This is a genomic window from Salinarimonas rosea DSM 21201 (genome assembly GCF_000429045.1).
GTDB lineage: Bacteria > Pseudomonadota > Alphaproteobacteria > Rhizobiales > Beijerinckiaceae > Salinarimonas > Salinarimonas rosea.
Genome location: NZ_AUBC01000014.1, coordinates 37,098 through 52,906, shown reverse-complemented (window position 1 = coordinate 52,906; position 15,809 = coordinate 37,098). Strand labels below are relative to the sequence as shown.

The following is a 15,809-nucleotide window of genomic DNA, read 5'->3' as shown; positions in this document are numbered from 1 at the left end:
GCGGGCTCGGCGCTGGATGAGCTCGGCCGTAGCGGCCACGCACGCGAGCGCTGGTCAACCCGCGAACCCGGCGCCGGGTTCCATCCTTCACATTTGTTCGGAGCGTCCGACGGTCGCAGCCGCGGCCCCCTTCTTCCCTGAAACATCCGTGCCCCGGGGAAGTTCGATCCTGCGAGCCGGACGGCGCGACCGCCGGCGGACGGACCGCCGAACCCATGCCCGCACTCAGCATCGACATCCTCGACCGCGAAACGCTGGAGCGCCACCGGGACGCCTGGGACGCCCTCGCGGCGGACGCCCGCGCGGCGAACCCGTTCTTCACCCGCCCGCTCGTCGACACGCATCTCGCCCACCGGTTCTCCGCGCCGCGCCCGCGCTTCGCCTGCGTCCGCTCCGGCGCGCGGCTCGTGGCGCTCCTGCCGGTGACGACGCGTGCGGGCCGGCTCGGCTGGTGCGATGCGCCGGGCGTGCTGGGCTCGCCCTTCTCCACGCTGTCGACCCCGCTCGTCGCCCGCGACGCGCCGGACGGGTGGGCGGACGCGCTCGTGCTGGCGATCCGCCGCGCCTGCCGGGGCGGCGCCTTCCTGTTCCCGATGCTGCCCGTCGCCTCGCCGATCGGCATCGCCCTGCGGGAGGCCTTCGCGCGCACGGGCGCGGAGGTCGCGGCGCTGGCGCCGTTCCAGCGGCCGGTGCTCTCGGTGCGGACGCACTACGAGGCCTATGCCGCCGAGGCGCTCGGGCGCTCGCGCCGCAAGGGGCTCGAGCGCCGCCGGCGCCGCCTCGCCGAGCGGGGCCGGGTCGACCACCGCGTCGCGCGCGGCGGCGCGGCGCTGGCGCAGGCGGTCGACGACTTCCTGGCGCTGGAGCGCCGCGGCTGGAAGGGGCGCATGGGCACGGCGCTGGCGACGAACCCGGTCACCCGCACCTTCGCCCGCGAGCTGTTCCTCTCGGCCCGCGGCCCGGTGACGGCGCGCGCCGACATCATCGCGCTCGACGACGAGCCGATCGCCGCGAGCCTCGCTCTCGTCAGCGCCGGCACCGCCTTCCTCGTCAAGACCGCCTACGACGAGCGCCACGGCGCGCTCGGCCCGGGCGTGATGCTGGAGGACGCGATCGTGCGCGCGCTCCACGAGGAGCGCTTCTGCCACCGGCTCGATTCGGCGACGCTGCCGGGCAGCGTCCTCGAGACGCTCTACCCGGACCGGGTCGCCATCGCCGACCTCGCGGTCAACCTGCGGCCGGGCGATCCGCTGTTTCCCGCGCGCGTCGCCACGGAGCGCTGGCAGCGCGGCGCCCGCGCCCGGGTGAAGCGTGTCCCCGTGCGCGAGAGCGCCTGAGGCGCCTCATTCGGCCGGGATCGCCGCCGCGGCCCGCGCGGCCTTCCGCGCGGCCCTGCGCTCCGCCCGCCGCGCCTTGCGCCGGGCGTTCCACGCCGCCAGATCCGCGAGCGCCATCAGCATCGCCGGAGTCACGATCAGCGTCAGCATGGTCGCGAAGGACAGGCCGAAGACGATCGCGGTGGAGAGCTGGACCCACCATTGCGTCGAGGGAGCGCCGACGTCGACCGCGCGCTGCACGAAGTCGATGTTCACGCCGAAGGCGATGCCGAGCACGCCGAGCACGGCCGTGACCGCGGTCAGCAGCACCGGGCGCGCGCGCTCGTGGCAGGTGCGCAGGATCGCGTGCCGCGCCTCGACGCCCTCCCGGCGCAGCCGGTCGTAGGTATCGATGAGCACGATGTTGTTGTTCACGATCACGCCCGCGTTGGCGATGACGCCGATGCCGGTCATCACCACGCCGAAGGCCTGGCCCATCACCATGAGCCCGATCAGCACGCCGATCGTCGACATGATCACCGCCGACAGCGTGATCAGCACGCTCGTGAACTTGTTGAACTGCGCGAGCAGGATCGCGAAGATCAGGAACAGCGCCGCGCCGAACGCGGTGACGAGGAAGGCGCTCGCCTTCTCGCGCTCCTCGTCCTCGCCCTTCATGCGCCAGGTGACGCCCGGCCCGAGGTCGAGCCCGGCGAGCTCGGCCTCCACCGCGGCCTGGACAGCGGCGGACTGCACGCCCTCCGCCACGTTCGCGGTGACGGTGACGACGCGGCGGCCGTCGACGCGGTTGATCAGCCCCACGCGCTCCACCGGCTCGCGGGTGACGAAGTTCGCGATCGGCACCGAGCCCGCGGGCGTGTTCACCCTCAGCTCGTCGAGCTGGTCGAGGGAGCGCCGCTCCTCGGGGAAGCGCACGAGCACGTCGACCGACGTGTCGGTGTCGTTGGGGCGGTACTCGGTGACCTTGAGCCCGTTGGTGACGAGCTGGACCGCGTTGCCGACGGTGAGCGCGTTGGCGCCGTAGCGGGCGGCCTCGGCCTTGTCGACCTCGAGCGTCCAGTCGACGCCCGGCAGCGGCAGGCCGTCGTCGACGTCCCGCGTGTCCGGGACGCCGCGCAGCATCTCCGCGACCCGCACGGCCGCCGGGAACAGGCGGGTGGGATCGATCGCGCCGACCTCGATGGTGACGGGCTTGCCGGTGGGGGGCCCCGCGGCAGGCTTCGTCACCTCGATGATCGCGCCGGGGATGTCGGCCGTGCGCGCACGGATCTCCGCCATGATGGCCGAGGCGGAGCGGCGCTCGCGCCAGTCGACGAGCTCGAACTGGACCGTGCCGACGGTGTCCTCGGTCACCTCCTGCGAGCCGCGCTGGCCCGAGCCGACGCGGGCGTAGACCGTCTCGAGCTCGTCCATGCCCAGCAGCCGCTGCTCCACCGCACGCACGAGCGCGTCCTTCTCCGCGATGGCGAGGTTGCCACGGGCACGCACCTGGACGAGGGCGAACTCGGGCTCGACCTCGGGGAAGAACTCGACGCCGTTGCCGTAGCGGCCGTAGGTCTGCACCACGGAGACGAGGAGCGCGATCGTGAGCGCGATCGTCACCACCGGGTGGCGGGTGACGAGGCGGATCAGGCCGAGATAGGCCCCGCGCTCGGGCAGGTGCCCCTCCTCGTGCGTCTCCTTCGGAGGCTTGGCGAGCAGCGCGCCGAGCGTCGGCGTGAAGATCAGCGCGATGACGAGCGAGGCTGTGAGCGTCGCGATCAGCGTCAGCGGCATGTACATCATGAACTCGCCGACGATGCCCGGCCAGAACAGCAGCGGCGAGAAGGCGGCGACGCGCGTCGCCGTCGCCGCGACGACCGGGCCCGCCATGCGCTTGGCGGCGAGCGCGTAGGCCTGCGAGGCCGCCATGCCCTCGCTCATGCGCCGCTCGGCGAACTCCGAGACGATGATCGCGTCGTCGACGAGCATGCCCACGGCCAGGATGAGCGAGAACAGGACGACGATGTTGACGGTCAGCCCGGCGAGGTAGAGCGCGAGGATGCCCGCCAGGAAGGCGCCGGGAATGGCGATGCCGATGAAGATCGAGGCCCGCGCGCCGAGCGTGTAGAGCATGATCACGATGACGAGCAGCACCGCGGTCACGACGGAGTTCTGCAGCTCGTGGAGCATCGTGCGGATGTCGCCGGACTTGTCCTGCGAGAAGGTGATCTCGACCGTTCCCGGCCAGGTCTGGCGCAGGGTCTCGACGGTGGCCTTCACGGCGTCGACCGTCTCGATCAGGTTCGCGCCGGTGCGCTTGGAGACCTCCAGCACGATCGCCGGCTTGCCGTTGATGCGCGTGATCGACTCGGCGTCCTTGAAGGTGGGGCGCACCTCGGCGACGTCGCCCAGGCGCACGACGGCGTCCCCGCTCGCAGCGATCGGGAAGTCGAGGATGTCCTGCGCGTTCTCGATCAGCGCCGGCACCTTCACGGCGAAGCGGCCGGTGTCGCCCTCGAGCGCGCCGGCGGCGACGAGGCTGTTGCCGGCGCCGAAGGCGTTGATCACGTCGGTGAGGTCGAGCCCGTAGGAGCGCAGCAGCATCGGCTCGGCGATGATCTCGACGACCTCGTCGCGGGCGCCGCGCAGCTCCGCCGAGAGCACGCCCGGCACCTGCTCGATCGCCGTCTCGGCGTCGCGCGCGAGCCGCAGCAGCGTGCGCTCGGGGATGTCGCCGCCGAGGCCGACGACGAGGACCGGGAAGAGCGAGAGGTTGACCTCCTCCACCGTCGGCTCGTCGGCGTCGCGCGGCAGCTCGCTGCGCGCGGTGTCGACCTTGGCCCGCACGTGGGCGAGCGCCGCGTCGCCGTCGAAGCCCGCCTCGAACTCGAGCAGCACGAAGCCGCCGCCCTCGTAGGCGGCCGAGCGCATCTCCTTGACGCTCTCCACCGACTTGAGCTTCGTCTCCATGGGACGCAGCAGAAGGCGCTCGGCATCCTCCGGCGAGATGCCGCGCTGGTGCAGGCCCACGTAGACGAGCGGGACCTGGACGTCCGGCTCGGCCTCCTTGGGGATCTCCTGGTAGGCGACGAAGCCCGCGATCAGGATGAAGGCCAGGATCGCGAGCGTCAGGCGCGCGTGCGAGATGGCGTAGTCGACGATCTTGCCCATCGGCATGCCCCGGCTCGGCGCCGGGCTCCAGTCTCGAGAATGCCCGCGCGCCGGATCAGCGGCGCGCGGCGAGGGCGAAGGGGACCGGCGCGACGTGCTGGCCCTCGACGACGAAATCCTGGCCCTGCACGATCACCGCGGCGCCGTCGGGGATGCCCGACACCCACAAGGTCTCGCGCCCGTCCTCGACGAGGCCGACCGGCGCGAAGGCGACGCGCGCCTCGGCGTCGACGATCCGCACGCCGAGCGTGCCCTCGCCCGAGAAGGTGAGTGCCGAGCGCGGGATCTCCGCGGCGGGCACGGCGGCGAGCGCGAGCGTCGCCTCGGCGGTGATGCCGTCGGCGATGGCGCCGTCGGCGTTGTCGATGCCGATCTCGACCCGGTAGGTGCGCGTGCCCTCGGAGGCGCGGTTCGACACGAAGCGCACCTCGCCGCGCGCGGTCTGGCCGGTGACGAGCCGCACCTCGGCCCGATCGCCCGGGCGCACGCCGCCGAGCTGGCGCTCGGCGATCTCGACGACGACGAGCATCGGGTCGAGCGCGATGATCTCGGCGACCGGCGCGCCGACCTGGAGGGCCTGGCCCGGCTCGGCGGGCACCGCGTCGACGACGCCGGCGATCGGCGCGCGCACGAAGCCGCGGGCGGCCTCGGCCTCGGCCTGCGCGAGCGCCGCCTCGGCGCTCTTCAGGTCCGCCTCGATCTCGGGCCGCTGGAGCGCCGGGAGCGTGCCGTTCTCGATGAGGCGCATGCGCGCCTCCGCCTCGGCGATGCGCTGCTCGAGGCGGGCGCGGGCCTGGACGACCTGCGCCTCGCGCGCCTCGTCGGACAGGACGGCGATCACGTCGCCCTCCGCGACCTCGGTCCCGCGGCGCACCGCGAGCTCGACGACGGTGCCCTGCGCGCGGGTGACCGCGGTGGCGCGCCGGTCCGCACGGGTGAAGCCGGAGAGCGTGATCGTCCGGGCGTGATCGACCACCGGCACGTGGTGGACGGCGACCGCGAAGAGGTCCTGCTCGGCCGACCGGCTCTCGGCCTGGGGCGCGGCGGCGACGGCGGGCTGCGGCTCGCCGAGGAGTGCCGTGACCACCGCCTGGCCGGACGCCACCCAGGCGACGGCGCCGATGACGATGGCGATCGATGCGATACGGGACGCGTTCATTGGGGAACCTCGGGGGAAATCTCGCGGGAGACCTCGGAGGAGACCTCGGAAGAGATCCGGGGCGACGTCGCCGGGCGCGCCGGCCCGGCCCCGGATATGGTCGCGGCGCCGTCGATCGCGCCGTGGAGGATGGCGCCGACGAGCGCCAGCACGCGGTCGATCTCGGCTCCCGCGTCGAAGGACTGCGAGACGGCGCGCCGCACGAAGAGCCCGTCGGCGAGGGTCCCGATCGTGATCGCGAGCGCGCGGGGATCGGCGGTCGAGCGGATCGCCCCGCGCGCCTGCGCCAGCGCGAAGGCGCGCTCCAGGCGGCCGGTCACCTCCATCTCGAAGGCGCGGGTGATCTCCGCGAAGACGGCGTTGCGGGTCGCCTCCGCCCAGATCTCGAGGCAGATCGCCGAGCGCGTCGCGGGCACGGCGCGCAGGTGCTTCTCGCCGATGGCGCGGAACGCCGCGAGGAAGTCCTCGGCGTCGTCGAGCGCCGCGAAGTCGCGCGCCACCTCGGCGCGGTCGCGCTCGCCGAGCGCGATGATCACGGCGTCCTTGCTGGCGAAGTAGCGGTACAGGTTGCCGACGGACATGGCGGCCGCGGCGGCGATGTCCTGCATCGTCGTGCGGTGGAATCCGGCGCGGGCGAAGCACGCTTCCGCCGCATCCAGGATGGCGATGCGCCGGTCCTGGGCGAGCGGATGGGTCGTGCCGTGTGCCTGGTCGTCCATGCGTCGCGTGGCTCCGGTTCGAAGTGCCCGATCGTCGGCGGCCGCGGCTGCTGCGGCCAAGATTGAATGAACGCTCATTCAGCGCGGCTGAACGGCGGTTCATTTGCGCCCGCTGCGACAGGCTGTCAAGGGGAGGACGCCGCCGCCGAGGACTCTTTTCGCTGCGGTGCGGCATGAAAGCCGCGCCGCGTTCCGTCGGTGGAGGCTCTCCGCCATTGCTGCGCACACGGGCGCAACACCAATGGAGCGGCGGGCGAATCTATCACGAGCTGTTCTCGTGCCGGTTTCGTGATCCGGTTCCGGCGGCGCCGACCTCCTGCGCCCCGTGCTCGCGGAGCACGGACTGCACCGTCTCGGCGTCTCGCCGCTGCTCGGCGAGCAGCTCTGGCTGGCCGAGCGCGCTCCTCTTCGTCGCGGTCTACTCCGGAACCGGCGGGGAGAGCTTCATCCGCGGCCTCGTCGAGGGCCTCGACCTGTCGCCGACCGCCGTCGTCCTCGTGATGATGGCGATCGTGTTCGCGCTGGGCTTCGTCATGGACCCGATCGGGATCCTGTTCCTGACGATGCCGATCTTCATCCCGATCGTGAGCGCGATCGGCTTCGACCCGATCCTCTTCGGCGGCCTCGTCATCCTCAACCTGGAGATGGCCTACCTGACGCCGCCCTTCGGCTACAACCTGTTCTACCTGAAATCCGTCGCCCCGCCCGCGGTCATCCTCGCCGACCTCTACCGCGCCGCCCCCGCCTTCGTCGCGCTCCAGGCGCTCGGGCTCGCGATCTGCTGGCTCGTCCCGGAGATCGTCACGGGGCTGCCGGAGGCGGTGCTGGGGCGGTGATGCGGCAGGCGCCGGATGCGCGAAAGGCGGGCCGAAGCCCGCCTTCCGTCGTGCGTCCAGAGACCCGACCCGCGAGGATCACCCGCGCTGAGCGATCGGCGTGTAGTCCCGCTGCGCCTCGCCGACGTAGAGCTGGCGCGGGCGCCCGATGCGCTGGGACGGGTCCTCGATCATCTCCTTCCACTGGGCGATCCAGCCCACCGTGCGCGCCACCGCGAACAGCACCGTGAACATGGTGGTGGGGAAGCCCATCGCCTTGAGGGTGATGCCCGAGTAGAAGTCGATGTTCGGGTAGAGCTTCTTCTCGACGAAATACTCGTCGCGCAGGGCGATCTGCTCGAGCTCCATCGCGACCTCGAGCAGCGGGTCGTCCTTGATGCCGAGCTCGCTCAGGACCTCGTGGGTGGTCTTCTGCATGATCTTGGCGCGCGGGTCGTAGTTCTTGTAGACCCGGTGGCCGAAGCCCATCAGGCGGAAGGGGTCGTTCTTGTCCTTGGCGCGGGCGACGAACTCGGGGATGCGGTCGGGCGTGCCGATCTCCTCGAGCATCTTCAGCGCGGCCTCGTTGGCGCCGCCGTGGGCGGGACCCCACAGGCAGGCGACGCCCGCCGCGATGCAGGCGAAGGGGTTCGCGCCCGACGAGCCGGCGAGGCGGACCGTCGAGGTCGAGGCGTTCTGCTCGTGGTCGGCGTGGAGGATGAAGATCCGGTCGAGCGCGCGCGACAGGATCGGGTTGACCTTGTAATCCTCGCAGGGCACCGCGAAGCACATGCGCAGGAAGTTCGAGGCGTAGTCGAGCTCGTTCTTCGGATACACGAAGGGCTGGCCGATCGAGTACTTGAACGCCATCGCCGCCAGCGTCGGGATCTTGGCGATCATGCGCATCGAGGCGATCATGCGCTGCTGCGCATCCGAGATGTCGGTCGAATCGTGATAGAACGCCGAGAGCGCGCCGACCGAGCCGACCATGATCGCCATCGGGTGGGCGTCGCGGCGGAAGCCCATGAAGAAGCGCTGCATCTGCTCGTGGACCATCGTGTGACGGGTCACGCGATAGTCGAAGTCCGCCTTCTGCGCGGCGGTCGGCAGCTCGCCGTAGAGCAGCAGGTAGCAGGTCTCGAGGAAGTCGCCGTGCTCGGCGAGCTGCTCGATCGGGAAGCCGCGATAGAGCAGCGTCCCCTCGTCGCCGTCGATGTAGGTGATGCTCGATTCGCACGACGCGGTCGAGGTGAAGCCGGGATCGTAGGTGAACGCCCCCGTCTGCGCGTAGAGCTTCGAGATGTCGACGACGCTCGGCCCGATCGTCCCGGGCTTCACCGCCAGCTCGACGGACTTGCCGTCCATCTGCAGGGTGCTCGTGTTGCTGCTCATGCGCAAGGCCCTTTCATGCTGAGCGCCTTCCGGGAAGCGTCCGCCGAAGGCGCTGCCGTGCAAGCGCCCGGCGCGGTGCGGACCCTCTCCGACGGCTGTCGCTGACGCGAAGGTGAGGACGGGTTAACCGATCGCATTCCCGGGTTCAAGCACGCCTTATGGGCAAGGTCACGCAGGCCTTGCGGGAATCCGAGCGGATTGCGTGCGCCATCAGGATTGTTCCTGATCCGCGAGACGGGCGAGGGTCTCCTCGCGGCCGAGCACGGCCATGACGTCGAAGAGCGGCGGGGAGGTCGTGCGCCCGGTGAGCGCCGCGCGCAGGGGCTGGGCCACCTGCCCGAGCTTCACGCCCGCCTCCTCCGCATAGGCCCGCACGGCCGCCTCCGTGGTGGCGGCGTCGAACGGCTCGAGCGCCGCGAGGCGCGGGCGCAGGTCCCGTATGCGCGCACGCGCCCCGTCGTCCAGGAGCTTGCCCGCCTTCTCGTCGAGCGCGAGCGGCCGGGCCGCCCAGAGGAACGAGGCCGCGTCGAGAAGCTCGACCAGGGTGCGCGCGCGCTCCTTGAGCCCCGGCATCGCCGCGAGCAGCCTCGCCCGCAGCTCGGGCGGGAAGACGGGCCCGAGCCCCCGCTCCGGCCCGATCTCGGGCAGGATCGTCTCCAGCGCCTCGACGAGCCGCGCGTCGTCGGCGTGACGCATGTAGTGCCCGTTGAGCGCCTCGAGCTTCACGAAGTCGAAGCGGGCCGCCGAGCGGCCGATGCCGCCGAGATCGAACGCGGCGATCATCTCCTCCGTCGAGAAGATCTCCTGGTCGCCGTGCGCCCAGCCGAGCCGCACCAGGTAGTTGCGCAGCGCCTCCGGCAGGTAGCCCATGGCGCGATAGGCCTCGACGCCGAGCGCACCGTGGCGCTTCGACAGCTTCGCGCCGTCGGCCCCGTGGATCAGCGGGATGTGCGCCATCACCGGCACGTCCCAGCCGAGCGCCCGGTAGATCTGGCTCTGGCGGGCCGCGTTGGTGAGGTGGTCGTCGCCGCGCACGATGTGCGTGACGCCCATGTCGTGGTCGTCGACGACGACGGCGAGCATGTAGGTGGGCGTCCCGTCCGAGCGCAGCAGCACGAGGTCGTCGAGCTCCTTGTTCGACCAGGTGACCTTGCCCTGCACGCGATCCTCGACCACCGTCTCGCCCTCGAGCGGCGCCTTGAAGCGCACGACGGGCTTCACGCCGGGGGGCGCCTCGGACGGATCGCGATCGCGCCAGCGGCCGTCGTAGCGCAGCGGGCGCTTCTCGGCCTTGGCGCGCTCGCGCATCTCGGCGAGCTCCTCCTGGCTGGCATAGCAGTGGTACGCCTTGCCCTCCGCGAGCAGCCGGAGCGCCACCTCGCGGTGGCGCTCGGCGCGGGCGAACTGGTGCACCGCCTCGCCGTCCCAGTCGAGCCCGAGCCAGCCGAGCCCGTCGAGGATCGCGGCGATGGCCGCGTCGGTCGAGCGCTCGCGATCGGTGTCCTCGATGCGCAGCAGCATCCGGCCGCCGTGCCGGCGGGCGAGCAGCCAGTTGAACAGCGCGGTACGCGCCCCGCCGATGTGGAGGAACCCCGTCGGGGAGGGCGCGAAGCGGGTGACGATCGTGTCGCTCATCGGTCGAGGGGGCTTTCCTGCAGCTCTCGGGTGCCGTCTGTCCCGCCGGCTTCTAAAGCATTTCGGGGGCGGACGAAACGGGGCCCGCGCGTAGCCCGGGTGCGCGCCGCGCGCACGCGCTGCGCCCTTGCCTCCCATGCCGTTCGGTGGTCTTCCTCCCCGCGAGCGCCCCGGCGGGGCGGCTCCTGGAGAGCGTCATGGCCGCACCGGCGACGAACGAGGATACGGCGGCGGGGTTCGGCTTCGCGGTCTCGGCCTACGTCCTGTGGGGCTTCCTGCCGCTCTACATGAAGGCGCTCGCCCACGTGCCGCCGGTGGAGGTGGTCGCGCACCGCATCCTGTGGTCCGTGCCCGTCGCCGCCGCGATCCTGTGGGCGACGGGGCGCACGGGCGACCTGCGCCGCGCGCTGGCCTCGCCGCGCACGCTCGGCATGGCGGCGATCACCGCCGCCTTCATCACCGTCAACTGGGGGACGTACGTCTGGGCGGTCGGCGCGGGCTACGCGCTCGACGCGGCGCTCGGCTACTACATCAACCCGATCTTCTCGGTGTTCCTGGGCGCGGTGCTGCTGAAGGAGCGGCTGAGCCCGGCGCAGCTCGCCGCGATCGCGCTCGCCGCGGCCGCGGTGGTCCTGCTCACGGTGCAGAGCGGGCGCGTGCCCGTCGCGGCGCTCGCGCTCACCGTCAGCTGGGGCGGCTACGCCTTCTTCAAGAAGTGGCTGCCGATCGGGCCGAACCAGGGTTTCCTGCTCGAGGTTCTGGTCCTCTCGCCCGTCGCGATCGTCGTGCTCGCGACGATCGCCGCGCGGGGGGAGAGCCATTTCTTCACGGGCGCGCCCTCCGACGGCTGGCTCCTCACCGGGACGGGCATCGTCACCGCCGTGCCGCTGATCCTCTACGCCTACGGCGCCAAGGGCCTGCGGCTGTCGACGATCGGCATCCTCCAGTACATCGCGCCCACCATGATCTTCCTCACCGCGGTCTTCCTCTTCGGCGAGCCGTTCGGGGGCGCCCAGCTCATCGCCTTTGCGCTGATCTGGACGGCGCTCGTCGTCTACACCGCCTCGCTCGTGCGTCGGGCGCGGGCGGCACGGGCCGCAGCGAGGACGCGAACGAGGGCGTGAGGCGGGGCGCGAGTCGGGGGCGCGAGTCGGGGGCGGGAGCCGGCCGGACGCCGTCCTGCCCCGGCGACGGGAGCGTCTCAGCCGCGCGCGAGGCGCAGGACGCCGGCGGGCGGGAGCGTGCCCGACGCGCCGGGAACGACGCCGTCGAGGGCGATCGCGTCGGCGGAATAGTTCGTGACGAAGCGCACGCAGCCGCGGTCGCGCACGCGCAGGCCGTCGGGGAGCGACAGCGTCGCGAGGCCCGCCGTCGCGGCGGCACGGCGGACGATCCGGTCGAGGGCGGCGTCGTCCGGCCACCCGGCGAGATAGGCCCGGCGCGCGTCGCCGAGGAGGGCCGGCGTGCCGTCGGCGCAGGCTTCCAGCACCGGCGCCGCGCCCTCCGGGAACTCCCGCCAGAACCGGAAGGCGCCGCCCTCGGCGAGCGGCACGGGGCAATCGCTGCGCAGGGTCTCGGTGCGGGCGACGCGGACGTCGAGGCCCGGCGCCTCCGGCGGCAGCCCGTCGGGGATGCGGAAGTCGCGCGTCTTCGCGCCCGCGCGCGGGCCGACGAGCCACACGCCCTCGTAGGCGGCGAGCGCGGCGCGCAGCGCCGGCGGCCAGATCGCGAGGCCCGGTGCGAGCACCATCGCCCACGGCGAGAGGTCGGTGGTCGTCGGCGGCACGATGTCGACGGAGAGCCCGGCGCGCCGCAGCGCGCGGTAGACGTCGAGGACGAGGCGGAAGTAGTCGCACTCCGCCCCCTGCCGCTCCGTTTCCCACACCCACGACGCCTCGTAGTCGAGGACGAGGCCGACGGGTGCGGTGCCCGTTTCCGGCAGGTCCCCGAGCGCGTCCGCCACGGCCCGCGCCTCGGCGAGGCCGGGCGCGGGCGCGCCGTCGGGGCGCAGGAGCCCGGCGTGCATCTGCTCCTGCGCGAACGGCGCCTGGCGCCAGCGGAAATAGCACACGGCCTCCGCCCCGTGGGCGATCGCCTCCCAGGTCCAGAGCGCGACCATGCCGTCGAGGGGCGCGGGATTGTGCGGGGCCCAGTTCACGGGGCCGGGCTGCTGCTCCATCACCCACCAGCGGCCCCTGCCGACGGCACGGTAGAGATCGTGGTGGAAGGCCTGGAAGTCCGGGTCGCCCTGGCGCGCGAAGCGCCGCCGCCAGTCCTCGCCCTGATCGGAGCGGTCCTCCAGGAAGCCGAGGGGATAGCTGTCCCAGGTCGCGATCTCGAGGTCGCGCCCCACCGCGAAGTGATCGAAGGAGAGGATGCGGCCCATGTAGTTGTGCGACAGCGGCGCGTCCGTGTGCGGCCGCAGCGCCGCGACCTGCGCCGCGTTGAAGGCGACGACGCAGGCGGAGAGGTAGCGGCGGTAGTCGAGCGTGTGGGCCGGGTTCGCCTGCGTCACCGTGAGGTTCGGCGGGTCGATCTCGTCGAAGGCGGCGTACTCCATCGACCAGAACACGTTGCCCCAGGCGGCGTTGAGCGCCTCGACCGCGCCGTGGCGCTCCGCCAGCCAGCGGCGGAAGCCCCGCGCGGCGGCGTCCGAATAGCTCACCACCGTGTCGTGGCAGCCGTACTCGTTGTCGATCTGCCAGGCCACCACATGCGGGTTGCGGCCGTAGCGTTCGCCCAGGACCCCGGCGATGCGCGCGGCCTCGGCGCGGTAGCCCTCGTGGGCGAAGCAATAATGCCGGCGCGAGCCGAACCCGCGCGGGCGCCCCTCGGCGTCCAGCGCGAGCATGTCGGGGTGGCGCGCCAGCATCCAGCGCGGCGGCGTCGCCGTGGGCGTACCGAGCACGACGCCGAGCCCGGCCTCGCCCAGCGTCGCGATCGCCCGGTCGAGCCAGCCGAACTCGAGCGCGCCGGGCCGCGGCTCGAGCCGGCTCCAGGCGAACTCGCCGATGCGCACGAGCGAGATCCCCGCCTCGCGCATCGTCCGCGCGTCGGTCGCCCAGCGGGCTTCCGGCCAGTGCTCCGGGTAGTAGCAGACGCCGAGCTTCGGGGTGGGCATGGCTCACTCGCGAGAGGAGATCGTCGGTGATCTCGTTTCAGGGTCCGGGCTTCGCCGCGCCGCGCGTGCTCACGCACGCGATCGAGCAGGGAGTCGACGATCCGCCGAGGCAGGAACCCGCTTCAAGCACCTGCAACTGCCCCATCATACGCCCCCACGATCGCCCGCGCCCGCCGCCCCACCTCCGCCGCGTCGAGGCCCGGCGCGTACAATGCCGAGCCGATGCCGAAGCCGTCGGCGCCGGCGGCGAGCCAGGCGGGGAAGGTGTCCGCGTCGGCGCCGCCCACGGCGAAGACGCGCGTGCCGGCGGGCAGCACCGCGCGGACGGCTTTCAGCCCGGAGGGGCCCATCATGGACGCCGGGAAGAGCTTCAGCGCGTCGGCCCCCGCCTTCAGCGCCGCGAGGCACTCGGTGGGCGTGAAGGCGCCGGGGTAGGAGCCGAGCCCGCGCCGCTTCGTCTCGCGCACGACCTCGGCGTCGGTGTTGGGCGACACGACGAAGCGCGCGCCCGCCCCGGCGACGGCACCGACCTCCTCGGGCGTCAGCACCGTCCCCGCGCCGAAGTCCGCGCGGTCCCCCAGCGCATCGGCCATGGCGGCGATGGAGGCGAGCGGGTCGGGCGAGTTCAGCGGCACCTCGATCAGCCCGATCCCCGCCTCGACGAGGGCGCCCGCCACCGGCACCGCCTCGCGCGGGGTTATGCCGCGCAGGATGGCGATCAGCGGACGGTGCGTCGACGATGCGCTCACGGGGCGGCTCCCGCCCAGGCGGCGGCGAGGCCGGCGCGGGTCATGGCGGCGCCGTCGTGCAGGATCGCGCCCTGCCCGAGCGCGCCGAGCGCCTTGGCATAGTGCCCCGCGAGCGTCGCGTTGCCGACGACCCGTACCGCCGCCGCCTCGCGGAAGGGTCCGAGCGCCGCGAGCTCCGCGCCGATGAGGAGGCCGGAGAGCCGCGCGCGGCTCTCGCCGGGAATCGTGTCGTGGAGGAGGCTCTGCGCGCGGATGCGGAAGAAGGCGAGCGGCGCCTGCGCCGGATCGGCGGCGGCCTCCACCACCGCGGCGGCGAAGATGCCCTCGTCCCACTCGTCGTCCATGACGTGGCGCAGCACCGAGCGCTCGGAGAGGAGCCCGAAGATCTCGCCGGTCATCGCCGTGCGGAAGGCGACGATGCAGCCCTCGGCGACGCGCACCCACTTCGTGTGCGTGCCCGGCAGGCAGACGACGCCCTCGAAGTCGGGCTCGGCGGCGAGGAGCCCGGCGATCTGCGTCTCCTCCCCGCGCATCACCTCCGCCGGCTCGTCCTGGCTGATGCCCGGCAGGATCTCGACGAGGATGCCCGGCCGCGAGGTCGGCACCGCGCGCGGCTCGCCGATGGGCCTCGTCGGTGCGCGCAGGTAGGGCGCCTCGCGCCAGCCCTGGCGCGCGCCGACCATGCCGCAGGCGACGACGCGCACCCGCGCCTCCGGGTCCTCCGGGAGCCAGGCGCCGACCGTATCGAACAGCGCGCGCTCGAAGTCGTCGCGGGTCGCGAGCGTATTCATGCCCTTGCGGGCGCGGGCCTCGGCGAGGCAGGTCTCCCCCGCCATGGCGTAGGCACGCAGGTTCGTCGTGCCCCAGTCGAGGCCGATCCACTCGGCCTCCACCCGCTGCGGCGCCGCGACCGTCGTCTTCCCCGCACCCGTCGTCTCGATCGTCTTCGTCATCCCGTCACCACGACCCCGCCGTCGATCACCAGAGCCTGCCCCGTCATCATCCGGCTCGCGCCGGACGCCAGGAACAGGCATCCGCCGACCATGTCGGCGGGCTCCAGGTGCCGCTTCAGGCACTGCTTGTCCAGATGCGCGGCGAGATCCGCCGGCGTCGCCCAGTGCGAGATCTGCTTCTGCGTGAGCACCCAGCCCGGCATCAGGGCGTTGGCGCGGATGCCGTGCGGCCCCAGCTCGCGGGCGAGCGCCCGGGTGAGGCCGGTGATGCCGGCGTTCGCCGTGACGTAGGCCGGATAGCCGGCGTTCCCCATCATGTAGCTGATCGAGGACATGTTGACGATCGCCCCGCCGCCCGCCGCGCGCATGCCCGGCGCCGCCGCCCGCGCGGCGACGAAGTACGGCGTGAGGTTGATCGCGAGGCTCGCCTCCCAGGCCGCCGCGTCGGTCTCGGCGATGGTGTGGCGCACGTCGTTCGCCGCGTTGGAGACGAGCACGCCGACGGGGCCGTGCGCGGCGGCGGCGTCGGCGATCGCGCGCTCGAGCGCGCCGGCGTCCGTCACGTCGCAGCGCAGGAACAGCGGGCGGTTGCCGGTCTCCTCCGCCATGCGGTCGCAGAAGGCGGCGGCGTCCGAGCGCTGCACGAAGGCGACCTTCGCGCCCTGGCGCAGGAAGCCCTCGGTCAGCGCCGCGCCGATGCCCGAGCCGCCGCCGGTGACGAACACGCTCGCGCCGGCGAGGTCGGGATGGAGCGGAACGATGGTCTCGGCCTTCAT

Annotated in this window: 12 protein-coding genes; 3 read left to right on the top strand and 9 right to left on the bottom strand. The window is 72.8% G+C overall.

Annotation, left to right across the window (positions count from 1 at the left end):
• Positions 1-215: 215 nt before the first annotated feature.
• On the top strand, positions 216-1,337 hold the full coding sequence (locus G407_RS0112040) for a GNAT family N-acetyltransferase (RefSeq protein ID WP_043539644.1): 1,122 nt from the start codon (positions 216-218) through the stop codon (positions 1,335-1,337).
• A 6-nt stretch (positions 1,338-1,343) separates the two neighbouring features.
• On the opposite strand, the gene G407_RS27335 is transcribed toward G407_RS0112040, so the two are convergent.
• Genes G407_RS27335 through G407_RS27330 form a run of 3 tightly spaced genes read right to left on the bottom strand, consistent with a single transcriptional unit; the run spans position 1,344 to position 6,368 of the window.
• On the bottom strand, positions 1,344-4,496 hold the full coding sequence (locus G407_RS27335) for an efflux RND transporter permease subunit (RefSeq protein WP_245259079.1): 3,153 nt from the start codon (positions 4,494-4,496) through the stop codon (positions 1,344-1,346).
• A gap of 49 nt (positions 4,497-4,545) precedes the next feature.
• Positions 4,546-5,649: an efflux RND transporter periplasmic adaptor subunit gene (locus G407_RS0112030; RefSeq protein ID WP_029031000.1), complete on the bottom strand. Its 1,104-nt coding sequence runs from the start codon at positions 5,647-5,649 to the stop codon at positions 4,546-4,548.
• Positions 5,646-6,368, bottom strand: coding sequence for a TetR/AcrR family transcriptional regulator (locus tag G407_RS27330; protein WP_084327487.1), 723 nt, complete (start codon positions 6,366-6,368; stop codon positions 5,646-5,648). The genes G407_RS0112030 and G407_RS27330 overlap by 4 nt, the downstream gene beginning before the upstream one ends.
• A gap of 215 nt (positions 6,369-6,583) precedes the next feature.
• Here G407_RS27330 and G407_RS0112020 point away from each other — a divergent pair, with 215 nt between their 5' ends.
• Positions 6,584-7,204, top strand: coding sequence for a TRAP transporter large permease subunit (locus G407_RS0112020; RefSeq protein WP_029030999.1), 621 nt, complete (start codon positions 6,584-6,586; stop codon positions 7,202-7,204).
• A 78-nt stretch (positions 7,205-7,282) separates the two neighbouring features.
• On the opposite strand, the gene gltA is transcribed toward G407_RS0112020, so the two are convergent.
• Positions 7,283-8,575 carry a citrate synthase gene (gene gltA / locus G407_RS0112015; RefSeq protein ID WP_029030998.1) on the bottom strand — a complete coding sequence of 431 codons (1,293 nt, stop codon included), beginning with the start codon at positions 8,573-8,575 and terminating at the stop codon, positions 7,283-7,285.
• Positions 8,576-8,785: 210 nt separating this feature from the next.
• Entirely contained in the window at positions 8,786-10,210 is a 1,425-nt protein-coding gene (gltX, locus tag G407_RS0112010) for a glutamate--tRNA ligase (protein WP_029030997.1), read from the bottom strand.
• Between the two features lie 197 nt (positions 10,211-10,407).
• Here gltX and rarD point away from each other — a divergent pair, with 197 nt between their 5' ends.
• Entirely contained in the window at positions 10,408-11,334 is a 927-nt protein-coding gene (gene rarD, locus G407_RS0112005) for an EamA family transporter RarD (RefSeq protein ID WP_043539643.1), read from the top strand.
• Between the two features lie 77 nt (positions 11,335-11,411).
• Here the strand turns inward: rarD and G407_RS0112000 are convergent, their stop codons facing one another.
• The 4 genes from G407_RS0112000 to G407_RS0111985 all read right to left on the bottom strand — a co-directional run bounded on the left by G407_RS0112000 (position 11,412) and on the right by G407_RS0111985 (position 15,809).
• Positions 11,412-13,331: a beta-galactosidase gene (locus tag G407_RS0112000; RefSeq protein ID WP_029030995.1), complete on the bottom strand. Its 1,920-nt coding sequence runs from the start codon at positions 13,329-13,331 to the stop codon at positions 11,412-11,414.
• A 122-nt stretch (positions 13,332-13,453) separates the two neighbouring features.
• Entirely contained in the window at positions 13,454-14,080 is a 627-nt protein-coding gene (locus G407_RS0111995) for a 2-dehydro-3-deoxy-6-phosphogalactonate aldolase (RefSeq protein ID WP_029030994.1), read from the bottom strand.
• Positions 14,077-15,033 carry a 2-dehydro-3-deoxygalactonokinase gene (locus G407_RS0111990; protein WP_084327485.1) on the bottom strand — a complete coding sequence of 319 codons (957 nt, stop codon included), beginning with the start codon at positions 15,031-15,033 and terminating at the stop codon, positions 14,077-14,079. Before G407_RS0111990 ends, G407_RS0111995 begins: the two co-directional genes overlap by 4 nt.
• On the bottom strand, positions 15,030-15,809 hold the full coding sequence (locus G407_RS0111985) for an SDR family NAD(P)-dependent oxidoreductase (protein ID WP_029030992.1): 780 nt from the start codon (positions 15,807-15,809) through the stop codon (positions 15,030-15,032). The genes G407_RS0111990 and G407_RS0111985 overlap by 4 nt, the downstream gene beginning before the upstream one ends.